7 protein-coding genes are annotated in these 13623 nt (G+C 55.2%); 3 read left to right on the forward strand and 4 right to left on the reverse strand.

The window, feature by feature from the left end; genetic code table 11:
• Positions 1-137: 137 nt before the first annotated feature.
• Positions 138-2264, forward strand: a complete 2127-nt coding sequence (locus DIE03_RS36815; RefSeq protein ID WP_124456951.1) for a DUF4357 domain-containing protein — start codon at positions 138-140, stop codon at positions 2262-2264.
• Between the two features lie 125 nt (positions 2265-2389).
• Here DIE03_RS36815 and DIE03_RS36820 read toward each other — a convergent pair whose 3' ends face one another.
• The 4 genes from DIE03_RS36820 to zorA are packed head-to-tail and all read right to left on the reverse strand — an operon-like array spanning position 2390 to position 10581.
• Positions 2390-6142, reverse strand: a complete 3753-nt coding sequence (locus DIE03_RS36820; RefSeq protein WP_124456952.1) for an SNF2-related protein — start codon at positions 6140-6142, stop codon at positions 2390-2392.
• 9 nt (positions 6143-6151) lie between these two features.
• Positions 6152-7846, reverse strand: a complete 1695-nt coding sequence (locus DIE03_RS36825) for an EH signature domain-containing protein (protein WP_124456953.1) — start codon at positions 7844-7846, stop codon at positions 6152-6154.
• Positions 7843-8553 (reverse strand): OmpA family protein, encoded by a 711-nt coding sequence (locus DIE03_RS36830; protein WP_124456954.1) that lies wholly within the window; start codon positions 8551-8553, stop codon positions 7843-7845. The genes DIE03_RS36825 and DIE03_RS36830 overlap by 4 nt, the downstream gene beginning before the upstream one ends.
• Positions 8554-8556: 3 nt before the next feature.
• On the reverse strand, positions 8557-10581 hold the full coding sequence (gene zorA, locus DIE03_RS36835; protein WP_124456955.1) for an anti-phage ZorAB system protein ZorA: 2025 nt from the start codon (positions 10579-10581) through the stop codon (positions 8557-8559).
• Positions 10582-10946: 365 nt separating this feature from the next.
• Here zorA and DIE03_RS36840 point away from each other — a divergent pair, with 365 nt between their 5' ends.
• Complete coding sequence (locus tag DIE03_RS36840) at positions 10947-12755, forward strand: hypothetical protein (RefSeq protein ID WP_124456956.1); 1809 nt, start codon at positions 10947-10949, stop codon at positions 12753-12755.
• 346 nt (positions 12756-13101) lie between these two features.
• Positions 13102-13347 carry a SymE family type I addiction module toxin gene (locus DIE03_RS36845; protein WP_124456958.1) on the forward strand — a complete coding sequence of 82 codons (246 nt, stop codon included), beginning with the start codon at positions 13102-13104 and terminating at the stop codon, positions 13345-13347.
• Positions 13348-13623: the final 276 nt, after the last annotated feature.

The following is a 13623-nucleotide window of genomic DNA, read 5'->3' on the forward strand; positions in this document are numbered from 1 at the left end:
ACATGATACGAAGGCTCTGTTTCGCTTCGGTCGTGCGGTGGACGCCTCACCATCGCACGCGGCGCTAGCTATGACCCTAGGAAAGTCGGTATATTGACTAACTCAAAGTTCTTCAGATTGATTTCCGGGGATTTCACGTGTCGCACACGCTCACAGCAAAAGAACAAACGCTGCAGAAGATTTTCAGCGATGAATATGTGTTTACGATTCCAGGCTATCAGCGTCCCTATTCTTGGGGAAACGACCAAGCGCAGGAACTCCTTGATGACTTGCTGAGTGCGCTCGAAGTCTCCCCAGAACAGCTCGGGGATTGTGTGCCGTACTTTCTTGGCAGCATCGTCCTCATAAAGAGTGAAACTTCACCAGACGCGACAGTTGTGGATGGGCAGCAGCGCTTGACCACGCTGACGCTGCTTCTTTCAGCCATCAGAGCCACAATCAGCGACTGTGCGGTGCAGGCAGGCATCACGAAACGTATCTACGAGCACGGCGATGTCGTCTCGGCCACCGAAGCGAGCTACCGGCTGTCGTTGCGCGAGCGAGACAGAGATTTTTTCCGTCAGTACATCCAACACGAGGACGGCCTCGCCAAACTCATTGAGCTGAACTCGACTCTGCCGACTAGCGCGCAGGAGCGCTTGCGGTCCAATGCCAAGGTCTTCATGAGCGGCCTGTCGAAGTTGCAGGAGGTTGAACTCAAGAGACTGGTCCAGTTCATAATCACGCGTTGCTACCTCGTTACCGTGGCAACACCGGACCTTGATTCTGCGTATCGCATTTTTGGTGTTCTTAATAGCCGCGGTCTCGATTTGAGTGCCACGGATATTTTGAAAGCAGAAATCATCGGGGGCATTGAACCCGTTCTGCGAGAGATGTACACGAAAAAGTGGGAAGATGCAGAGGAGGACCTAGGGCGCGACGAGTTCGGCGACTTATTCAGCCATATCCGCATGGTGTACCGCAAAGCCAAGCCGCAGGGGACATTGCTGAAGGAATTCAAGGAGCATGTTACACAGACAGCCGAATCACAGACGCTTGTCGACTCTGTTCTTCTACCGATGGCGAGAGCTTTCGCTGCTCTCACCGATGCTGATTACGCCAGCACAATGCATGCGGAGTTAGTGAACGAGCATCTGCGTTGGCTTAACAAGCTGGAATTCAAGGACTGGTTGCCACCGGCCTTGGCCTTTTACGTTCGGCATTCCGAGCATCCGGACTTGATGCTGACTTTCTTCCGCGACCTCGAACGCCTTGCATATTCGATGCTCGCGCGAAAAATTGGGGTCAATGGCCGTATCGAACGCTTCTCGGCGTTAACGGGCGCCATCGAAAATGGCCAGAATCTGTTCGCCGAGGCATCACCGCTGCAACTTTCCCCGAGTGAGCAATTCGACGCCTATTCGGTGCTGAACGGCCCGCTGTATGACACACACTCTGCACGTGCCGTAGCACTATTGCTCTTACGCCTGGACCGTCTTTTGTCCGATGGCGCGGCGGTGTACGAACATGAGGTCGTCTCGGTCGAACATGTGATGCCCCAACAGCCCGCGCCGAATGGCCAATGGGCGATGTGGGTTCCCGATGCGAAAATCTATCAAAGCTGGGTCCATCGGCTTGGCAACCTCGTGCTACTGAGCCGCAAGAAGAATAGCTCCGCGAGCAACCGAGAGTTTTCCTGGAAGAAGAATTCCTATTTCACCAAAGGCGGTGTTTCCGGGTTCGCTCTTACAACGCAAGTGCTGCAGCATTCGGAGTGGACCGTGGACATCATGCAGGCGCAGCAGGCTTCGATGATGCAGGTGTTCGAGACGCACTGGCGTCTGGAGGAGCGCAAGAGCAAATCGGAAATTGCGAAGGAATTGCTTGGCGAACTGTCATCGGATAGCGATGGCATCTACTTCGAGCTGGAAAGCGCCAAGCACGGCCTTGCCGCAGTGGCGCGGAAAAGTAGCAGCGCGTTCACGATTCTTGCGCAGTCGCAAGCGCGATTGGACTGGACAGGACAACCACATTCATATCAGCAGTTACGAGAAAGTTTGCGGACGTTTGGTTCTCTACAGCTGTCCGCGGACGGCTCTCATCTGGTTTTCACGCAGGATGTGAACTTCGTCAGCCCCAGCGCCGCGTCCGCTACCGTCTTGGGCAGAACGGACAACGGGCGGAATTCGTGGCGCCTCAAAGGAACGACGATTACCTATGCCGCATGGCAGGACAATTTGCCGGCCGACAAGTCGCCGAGCGAGACCGAAGGCGATGACCGGTAATTTCTGAGGCGAAGTTAGGTCCTCTGAACCCGCCGGTCAAGCTGCTTAGCAAGCTCGTTGCACACCGGTACCTGTCTGTCGCACTGACCTAAGCAACGGGCTGGCGCGACAGATGGGTACCGACATCAAACATCCGCCGATTGCCATTCGGCAAAGAGCATCCGCTCGACCTCGAGCATGGTTGTTTCATGCGCTTGAAGCAGGTCGCCGAGATGCTTCTGGTCAACCAACTCGACAGAGTTCAAATGCGCGTTTTCGTTCGCCTGCGCATTGAAGAACTGATTTGTGACACAGACTTTTTCGAACGACACATTGGGGTGCCTACGTCGGTAGAACGCTTCGCCAGCCACAACCTCTTTCACAGCGTCCCATCCGAGTTTTGTTCCATCAATTCCGCTGGACTTGGCCTGAATAAGCTGACCTCGATTTCCGTCAATGGCCACAATGTCGACGCCGTTGTCATTCGTGCCCGGTGTCCGGTAGCAGTTATACCCACGCTTGCTCCAAAGTGCACCTACAAGGCACTCGAAGTGTTGCCACCCCATACGCTGTGCCATATCCAGCGTGATGCGTTCATCCAGGCCGTCACTCTGCGAGTGCGGCACCACGTCCGTGAGGTTAAAGTCGGACGGCACCACGTCTCCGGCGCCGTTGAGCATGTCCTCTGACAACCCTCTCTTATGAGCTAGCAACTGGTCGAGCTTGACGTCGAAAGTCATAAAGTCGTCAGCCCAAACAGTTGGGTAATACACGTACACAGGCTTCGTCTGATTGATGCGGTACGCACGGTCGGTGGCCTGGTCTTCTTTGGCCGGATTCCATGTGCGCGAGTAATGGATAACGTGGTTCGCCGCCTGGATGTTTACGCCGAACCCGACGGCGACCGGCGAAAGAACAAGGACACCGAAGCCCGGCGTGTCTTGAAAGGCCTTGATTCTCTTTTGCCGACTGGCGACGTGACTCGAGGACGCACTTGTATCACCGTTAATGATGTCGGGACGATACCCGAATTCGGCTTCGATGTAATGCTGCAGGAGTCGCTGAATCTCCCGGAACTCGCAAAAGACGATTGCCTTCTCGCCCTTCGCTCTGATTTCCGAGAGCTGCCCGAGTAGCCAATTGAGCTTCGGGGATTTCGCACGATAGTCGCCCAATGGTTCCGGCTTGAACACGCTTAGACCGTGCACTCGTGGGTCAGCACATACCAGCCTTAGGTAGTGTAGCAACCCGAGGTGATTCTTGAACGGCGTCGTATGGTTGGGCTCCTGGCGCCGTTTGAATCCATCCACCGCCTTCGCGTAAAGGTTCCGCTGAACGCCAGAAATTGAGAGCCGCCGGCAATCTTCGACAACGATTTTCGGAGGTAGCCCCGTATCGACCTCAGTCTTCAGGCGCCGGAGAATCTGGGGCGAGATGCGAGCGCGCAATTCTTCGACACGAGCTTTTTCTTCGTCAGTCTTCGCCTCAATCGGCTTCCGGTACCGCTCACCAAAGTCGTTCAAGGCACCGAGCAAGCCCGGTTGCACATAGTCGAAGAGACACCACATATCGGCCAAGGTGTTCTCCACCGGCGTCCCGGTGCATGCAATCCTGAACGCGACATTCTGCTTCTTGGCGGCCCGGGTCACCATTGCAGCTGGGTTCTTGATGCGCTGCGCCTCGTCGCACACCATCAAGGACCACTTTTGTGCCGCAAACGAAAACTCCAAGTCTCGCAATGTCTCGTATGTCGTCAAAACCACCTTGGCATCGCCAATCCAGTTGGGCTTCAAAAACTTGACCAGGCCATCCTCGGTCTGCAAGCGTTGGTCTATCTGGCTGCGCGGTACGCGAAACGCGGCAAGACTTTCGCCGTATGCAGTCAATAGGGGCAATGCTCCAGGCTGAAAGAACTTGTTAGCTTCCTCTGCCCAGTTTTCCAGCAGTGAGACCGGCGCGACTACGAGCATTGGATTGATGATGGGGTCCCTCTCCAGCAACCAGGCCATAAGCGCCAGCAATTGGAAGGTCTTACCCAGCCCCATGTCGTCTGCAAGGATTGCGCCGCGAACCTGGTAATCGGTTTGCAGACTGAAGAGATGCTGCATCCACGCGAGACCCGCTTGTTGATGCGGCAACAATGAGAACTCCGGGCGAATGCTTTCCGGAAGCTTCGGACGAGCAGGTACGGCCTGCAGCGCTTCACGACGCAACTCTTCGTATTCGAGTGCCTGAATGTTTGCACGCAGAACTAGCTGCTTTTTGGCCACGCTTTCGCTGGGCCGGTTGCGCGCGTTTTCCGGGTCAAACTGCTTACCCGACTCCAAATCTGAAAAGACGCTCTCGAACGTCGAGATGATTTCTTTCGCATCAGTCAGCGAAATGGGGTCCTTGAGCCAAGGGACGTCGAGCTGAACCACGCCTTTCGCGTCAGCGACCTGTACATCATCCTTCAGCTTCTCAATAGCAAGCTTGTTGGTCGGCACGGCCACCGGCTCGCCACCGTCCTTCGACTGATAAACAATGACAGGCAGAATGTTGTCAGGAAACCAACCTTCACCCTCGTCCTTCTTCGCGATATACGGCGAATGGTAGGGCTTCTCCACACCAATCGATTCGATGCGCGCAGAGTAGCCAGCCAGGTTGTGGACCTGAGCGTAGGAGACCAGCGTCGGAGGAATGCGACGCTGTGCCAGTGCAGCCGACAATTCTTTGAGTTGCTGCTCCGAATCTCCCTGCAGAGCAAGGTCATAGCCCTGCCAGGCAAGCAGTTGGTGGCCCTGCGCCAGCGACCTGGAGAGAGCCAAGATGAACGCGGAAAGTTCGTTGTCGTCGAGCCAATGCGTCTTCGAGGAGGTCGGTCCGCTCGCCACTGCAGATTCGATAAGCAGGCCGATACGTACTGGATAGCCCGCAGCATTTCGCTCGAACGTCGGTACGAAGCGTTCGTAGTCGAGGCCGGCGTCTTCACGAGCACGTTCGAATTGTGATTCTTCGATGACGTCAATCGCATCTGCACCGAGTGCCGCGAAGGGGTTGAGCAAAAAAGCTTGGGCCCGAGAACCTGCCACCCGCCGTCCGGGCAACCGCCTTATTTCACGAAGCACGGTCTTCACCTTCGGTGTGACTAGAACCTGGACGATTCCCTCCTGCGTTGTAATGTCGTACCGGTCGCGAACTTCTCGTGCTCTGTCGAACGTGTCGAGCCAGTCATCAGGTGCTCCGTCGAAGCTCGGCACGATTTCGACTACGTGGTCGTCTACAACTGCCACCGAGCGCCGCAGACCTATAGTGAGCTTTTCCGGACTCAAAACCACCGAGCGGTAGAGAAAATCATCAAGTCTTGCTTCGGCATCGACTGCGAGCTTGCGAATCCGCCCCCACCCTTGCCGGTTGGCTAAATCAGAGTGGTCCTCGTCGCCACGGCGCGAGAATGCAATGACCGCATTAAAAAGCTTCCATTGCGCGGGACGCATCAGCATCTCTGCGGCGCCTTCTAACATCACGGGCCCCGTGATAGTGCCTTGAAATTCACGGCCGCCGTCGATGCGCCATCCATCTATCGCAATAGAGAACTCGTGGTCGGTCAACGAATGGTTGCTTCGCAGATGCTGACGGAATTCCGTGAAAGGCGGTATTCGGAGTACATCGCGCAGCTGCCCGTAGTCCGGTCGTTCAAGGATGTCGTATAAAGACTGCCAATCCAACAAGAACTCGTCCTCGACCGGGCTGACGAGGCCATCATCGGTCAGTTGTGTGAGGTAGCCGCCAACGAGGTCTCCATCGACCATCGCTCCCGTGCTTTGAGTTCGCCGAGTTAGAACGATGCCCTTATCCGACCAGTGTCGCTTCCAGGTGATGACGTCTCGCGCTTTTGCTTGCTTGAATAATTTGAACACGGTTTCGCCTTATTTCCACCAACCCTTGCCCGGCTTCACACGGAAGCCCCATTCCATCAAAACGCGGCCGATACGCTCGTCACCTTCACCACCGCGCACCCACAAGTTTCCGCCGAGTGCAGTCCTGTCCTCGATTTGCAGACCATGCGTTGCCGCAAATCGCTTGAGCGCAACGTGGGAGTAGGATTCGTGCGCTTCGGTTCGATTTTGCGAAGAGCCAACGTTCTCACGGGAGGAGACGTTACTCGTCGACTTCGTAGGCTCGTTTGCGGCCTTGGTTCTACCTGAAGCACGCAAAGTTTCGGCTGAAGGAAGAATCTGAAAACTCTCACGCAGTGTTGCCTCGAACATCTCCTCCCATCGATTCCAGCCATGAATGCCGTCACCATGCTTTAGCCACAGCATGCTTTTTGATTGCTTCAACGAATTGCGTTCATTTTTCCCGAGCTTCAATGTCTGATTTGTATTGAATGGCAGAGAGCGACTGGCGTCATAGCCATAAAACGCGTTTCCGAGACCACTAAATTCGACAGCGACCAACTTGCCCATCGTCATAATGAAGGCGTTGTTCGCGCCAGAGGCGTCGAGTTCGCGAGTCAGGCCCTTCATTCTCTTACGCAGCGCGACCAGGTCAGGTTCACGTGAATTGCGCGCAGTCGAGCCTAATGCGAACTCGATGTCATCGATGGATTTAACGTATCGCTTCCAAAACTCCATTCGCCGACGGTCGGCAAGACCGTCCTCCGCCAACTTCGTAAAGAAGGTCTCGATAAATTCGAGCTTCAACCAGTCAGAGACCATTGCTCGAGCCGCAGGCTCGACGCCACCCCATCGGGTCGCATTTGAAGGTAGCCACGGATTGCCCCACCAGGCGACAGCATGGTCGCGCAGTCTCGGGTGCAAGGGGGTGCCAGAGACCTCAGCGTATCGGTCAAGGACCAGAATCGTTCCTCGGTCGCGGAGCACCTCATTGTGTGCAAGCAGACCAAGCAAGCGGGGTAGCAACCTCACAAACTCATCGTCATCGAGCTTCGTCGCGCCCTCAACTTGCGTAAGCACGAGCTGGCGCAGAAACCACGACTCCTTTCCGATTTGAAGTTGCTCGCAAATGTGGTCTATGCGCGACGTATCGCCTTCGAGCAACTCGCCCACATATCGTGTGCACGGGGACTCATCAAAAAGCTGTCTGTTTTCGATTGCCGTGTCGACCCATGAAGGGTTCGACCTGCTATCACGTATCTTGGGGTTCCGGTCGTGAAGGTAGTCTCGCAGGGTCAGCCAGTTCTTCCTTCCCGAGGACGCCACCCCACATGCATCTACGTCGAAGGAGAAGTAGCTCTTTGCGAGTCCTTGATAGCAGCGCCTGTATGACGCGGTCTTGGTTATGTAGCCATCAACGCTGTCCAGGATATGCTGCAAGCGTGGTCGGTCCTCCATCACGCACTCGCCTTGGGGACGGTGTGGAATACATAGGCCAAAGGACAGAAGATAGGCATCGCGGAACGTGGACACTTCGTGGCTCTGCCAATACCGTCGCACCGCGTCGAGCTGATGGTCATGAACAGGTTCTCGGCCAACACGAGATTTCGCGCGCGCTTTCAACTGTTCGAGAAGCACGTCGATTTCAGTGCCCGGGCTAATCGGCTGCGTCTCTTCGCTGACCGACGATTGCAGCAAAGACGCCAGGTAGTTTAGTGCGCTCATCGCAATGCACAGTCGCCAAAGTTCCCCGATTGCGCCGGGGCCGGAGACCTATCCTCGCCAACACCTAGGAACTCAAGGCGCATCTCGACGCGGCGACTTTCCTCGTCGGTTTCCTTCGAGTCATTGAACGAATATCCGCCGACCAAAAACAGATTTCGCACGTCCAGCTTTTGCGCCTCGTCGAGCACACTCGCACCAGTCGTTGCAAACATACTGCACAACACCCGCTCGCTGCGCTGGAGACTCAGATCCAGGTTGCTCAGGTACGTGCCGGTTCTGTCTGTATAGCCTTCGACAACCACACGCTTCAGTACGCGCTTGCCCAGGTCATCGTTCGCCAATGTCAGGATTTCAGGAACGAACTGACGCAACACCGCTTCCTGCTCGGGCGCCAGGTTTGATTTCCCGAACGCAAAACGGGCGCGGTCACCAAAATCGATGACATGTCGGTTGCGGTCTATCTTGATACCGTCGTACCGCTTGGCGGCACTTTGAAACCGGTCGAGAATAAGCTCTATGTCCTTTCGATGCTGCTCTTCGCGCTTTTCTTTCTCCGTCACGTTCTTGGTCACGGCGAGCAGCGCCACCCCCATGACCACGAGGAAGAGCACCATCAGTGCGGTCATCAAGTCAGCAAAGGAAATCCAGAAGGGCTTTTCCGCCTCGTCGCGACTTCCGCGCTTGACGACGATTTGAGTTCCAAACATCGTCTAGTTCCTCGCTGGTGTCAGGGTGCTCATGGAGGCGAGCGTTACCTCCAGCTCACCGACTGCAGACGAAAGCAACCCTACTGCCGAGGTCAGTTTTGTATGGAACTCGGCATTCGCTTTTTCCAACGTACGCTTGACCTCAGTTGCAAAAGCGCCGTGCGCTTCAGCGAGAACCTGGCTTACACCAGCGAGATACTCGTCCGCCTGCTTTTGCGCCGCTCCAAGATGGCTTGTGGATGTCTCAATGCGATTGAGAATGTCACCGGTCAACGCAGCTTCCCTTCTCGCAGCATCGACGGTGGCGCGCAATTCCGTAACAAGCTGGCCGATGCTATCGCGATGAGCGCGGTAGTCGCTCAGCAGTTCCTGGATTGCTCCCGCACCGCTCGTCAAATTCCCGGCTGTCGCTGCGAGTTTGGTTGAGACGTCGGTGGTTTGCCCCATGACACCGGCGACGCGCTCACCTGCCGCGGCGAAGTTCCGCGACGCCGTGCCCAACGCTTCCGCGCCAGCATTCATGCGGTCGACAGAAGAAGTTGTCGACTGCGTCAAAGCATTCACGCTTTGCGCCATCTGCGTAGTTGCGGCGCCTAGCTCCTTGACAAGAGCATCCATCGATTCCGACATCGCGTTCACTACGCCGCTCGCGCGCTCAGACATCGCATGCTCGCGTGCACGATTGTTCTCAAATACTTCCTTCTGCGCGCCGCTCAGCGTCGTTAGCATTTCGCCAACGTGAGTGCTGAGCGTCTCCAACGTCGCCTGCAATTTTTGGTTTGTCTCCGACTGAGACGTTGCAACCAACTGGCGTAGCTGCTCAACGAACGCCTCCGATTGCACGTTCATTGCATCCTGTCGCGCCTCCATCTTTTCAATGGCCTCCGCCATGCGGTGCGCCATCGCATCCGTCGAACGCTGACTCGAAGCCTCGATGTTCTCGACCAGAGTGTGCAACGTGCTCACAGCCTGCTGAATGCTCTGGGCCGTTTGTTGATTAAGCTCGGTGAGGCCTGAAATTTGGCCACCGAACAAGTCATTCAACCGTTGGCTGAAGCTCGTCATTACGTCCTGCAATACCCGAGCAGCACTTGCACTCTGGTCACCGCTGGCGGTTTTAACGGTCGCCGCGATTTCATCGAGTGGGCCTTTGAGGCCCTGTTGGATGCTCTCGGCAATCACCTGTCCGAGAGCGACGTTGTTCTGGCGTCCCGCCTCTGCGGTGAGTGCATATTGTTCTTTGCTCGCCTCGATTTGTGCACTAGTCAACTCGCGCAGCAGCTCACCCATCTCCTTGACGAGAGCGTCCTTCAAAATTTTAGATTGGCTCGCCGACTCCTCTGACGCTTTTACTAGACGTGCCAGGTATTCTTCTCCGGCACCTGCCTCAAAGGAAGCATCAATCGCATGTGCAATTTCTTCCGTACGTCGGTACAGCGAGGCAAGGAGAAATTTTTCGAAGAGCGTGGTTAGCATTGCCGCGGCGATTGCCGAGGCAGACACAAGAAACGCCTCACCCACCGAATGCATAAGTGATTCAAGACTACCGCGAACAGTTGCAGCGTTCTCGCTTACCTGAAACGCGTGAAGACCTTCTATGAGTCCGCTGAACGTCCCGATAATGCCAATACCAGTAAAAATTCCGGGAACGTGCTTAAAAAACTCAGTGCGCAAGCGGCTGTCGACGACAACCTGATTGTTGAAGTACACCTCAGCTGGCACGGTGGCACGTACAGCGCGCACGATCATTTGTCCATCCCGCTCTTCCCGCTGGACGTGCAATGATTCGGCATACTCGTTCCAGAGATGGGTGAGCCGACGGTCGCTCGCGAAGACCGCCTCAAACTGCGACGAGAAGTCTCCGCTTTCAAAGCTTCCGATGCGTCGCTGGATGGCGCGCAGCCGAAGCAGGTGACTTATCGCTGGACCGAAGAAAAACACAACAGCAATAACGACAAGGAGGGCCAAAAACACGCCCGTGATAAGTGCAGGCATCGGCACGCCGGCAAGCAATGATTGGATGTTCAATTTCGGTCTCCCCGGCAAAGGGTTTGTTTTCTTATGGCAGCCTAGGCATGCCGCAACGCACTGCTGACGTTCAACTGACAGGCGCCTCGTCACGCTCCGACGGGCTGTCGCGTCCATGCGGCTAATATTACGGCATATTCCCCTTGAGGATTAATGGGAAAGACTCGAATCCGGAAGCTCGAACAGACGAATGATTGGGTTACTACCTTACGACGTTCGGCACCTACCCGACCCGCACAAATGTCGACGTCGCCTAGTCGGTCCCGATCAGAGCGTGCGCGACAACAAGTGGACAGTGTTAACGACTTCTGGCAGACGAAGTGCTCTGCTCGAACGCGATCGACTTACGCAAACAACGACAAAATATGAATGATGGCCTGCCCGCCGACGATGCGGCACCGTCTCACTGGCTTGAGCACCTGTCCGAAGGTCTGGAGGGTCTCACTACCGATGCCCGCCGCACGGCGTATTCACTCTTACATTCGCCATGGAAATGTCCGCGTGATGACGTACTCAAATACGTGCCGTCGCCGCTGGGCGATTCAATCGCTTTCTTGCAAAAGAGCGTCTTACGACATGTCTTTCGGAAGCGGACCCGCCGGGGTCTGGGCACAGCGGTTCTCGATGTAGGAATTGGTGCATTCACACAAGGCCCCAACGGCTCTCGCGAGGCAATGGGACCCAATACCGTCATCGCGGTCGAAGCACTCCTTGGACTGGCCAAGGAAGACCTGGCAAAGGCGAACATTCAATGGAGTGAATTATCCGGACAGGCTCAAGCCTCACTTCTAGCACTCTATGCCCAATGTGAGGTTGCTGTGCACTTGATGGCAGGTATGTTCGAAGCCGTCAGTAATACTGGCGGTGTCATGCATTACGCCATTCCTGCTCGGTTACATATCGCGCGCAAGATGCGTTGGTTTTCACTGTACTGGGCACAGCAGAGCAACATGGCAGACGCCCACAATGCGCTGATGGTGTCACGCGGCCTTCGCCACTTCGACGGGCCGGCAAGAGAGGATGAGTTCTTTCAAGCTTGGGTCGATTCCATCCTTGATAAATTTCTATGCCTGCACCGGCGCTACGTCCCCAAACTCCTGCTGACAAAAAACGGCGCTGCGGTACCGAAGCTACGGGCTCGCGCTGAACTTCTGTGCTTTGTCTGGTTGCATCCCCTTGCGGCTCGGTGGGACATTGATAACTTCTCGCACGTCGTTTTGGAAGACCGTCCACTGGCTTCAATCTCGCGCGAGCAATTGCAGCAAGCAGGGTTCGGCAATGTCGAACTAGAGGCCCTATTGGCTGAATCAGCCGCGCAGCCTCCCGGCGATCGGTTTATTACTCAAGCGGACGACCCACGGCACCTGTACATCCACAATTTAAACTTAAAATTTTCGGTGCAACGCTACGTGCAGTCACAGTTCAGCGAAATTGGCTCGCCCATCGGAAAATGGTTCGAGCGTGACTACATTCTCCAATATATCCAGGACCGACTTGATAGTTCGCGCTTTATGGCGTGGTTCGAATTCAAAGACATGGATGCCAAGTACGATGTGGACATCATTATCTACGACAAAACGACGTGCCTTTTTTACTTCTGCCAAGTCAAACACCGAGCCCAAGTGCTTCAACCGTATTTGCGTGACGAACTCGACGAGTTCAACCGAAGCAAAAACATAAACCATGGGATCGGGCAACTCAGCCGCCTGCGTGAATTGATAGACACAGAGCAGGTCCGCAAACGTCTCGTAAGTAAGCTTGGGAAAAAGTTGGTAGGCTCCGGATTGTTGAGCGAGCGAAGTCGCTTCCTTCTTGTGCACACCATTGAAAATTTCGACATGTGCACACGACGCGGAATAACTATGTACGAGTGGAATACATTTCGAAACCTCCTTCAGGGCCAGATGTTGTTCTCGCGGCGCGACCTCGATGGTGTCACGCAATACGGAACGGAAGAGCTGGACTTCTCAAGGCTCACAGCAGTTCAACAACATCTGCTGCGGGTTACAGCTCGCTTGTCTAGGGAGATGGCTCCAGGCCAGCCAACACCTGAGGACACGTATGAAGTCCTGCAGCATGCGGAACTCACTCTTCAGTATCGGAAGTCGTTTTGGCTGAACGACAAATCTATCGGTAAATTGAGAGCCAGAATGTTGCGAACGCCGCTGCTATAGGTGGATTTTGCCGATTACTGTTCCGTAGAGTATTGTCTATCGCTTTGTCAGGTGTCGATTAGAGAATCCGAACTGATTTGCTACTGATCGAGGGAAATGGTTGCAATGATGGACTCAAATCTGCGCCCGACGACGTACGAGCATGACGGGGAACATCCGACCGGAAGCGCGCGCAATGGATCGCGACACCTCCATACCTCTGCCGATCGGCTATCACTCGAATTTTCCATATTTCGAGATGCCCAGTTAGGTAGACTCAAATGGCGTCACCGCAAAAAGCGCGGGCCGCATGGGCTGCCACCCATACGACCCGCTGACCACCACCAACTCAATACAGGAGTCGGAAATGGCTAACGCCAATCATAAGTCACGTCCCTCGGTAACGGAACGCTTCGTCACCGTCCAAGAGTCAGCACGCCATCATTCCTTGTCCAGGGTCCTCCGTGCTATCAGAGCGCACCGGAAACTGAACACGACGTATTACCCGTGGATCAAATTGGCTGGAGTATGGCTTGAGGACGCGGGATTCGAGGCAGGAGAACGCGTCCGGATTACCGTCGAGGACAAGCGACTCATCATCACGCCGATGTGATCAGCGCATTGTCGATGGTGAGCGTCGCAAGTCACTATCCGTCTGGAAGCTCGGCACCCGATGCTCCATACCGTTAGTAACTGTGACAAGCGACGATCGTTCTGAAACTGCAGTGAGCCGGTCACTCAGGTCCGCTGCCGTGTAGCTATTCGGCAAGAGGTGTGATCTACACCGGCACACCACACATTTCCATCGCCGAAATGCAAAAACCCCCGCCTTTCGGGCGGGGGTTCTTGGCTTAGGGAGCCTGACGATTACCTACTTTCACACGGGAAT

This window comes from Burkholderia sp. Bp8992, from assembly GCF_003853705.1.
Taxonomy (GTDB): domain Bacteria; phylum Pseudomonadota; class Gammaproteobacteria; order Burkholderiales; family Burkholderiaceae; genus Burkholderia.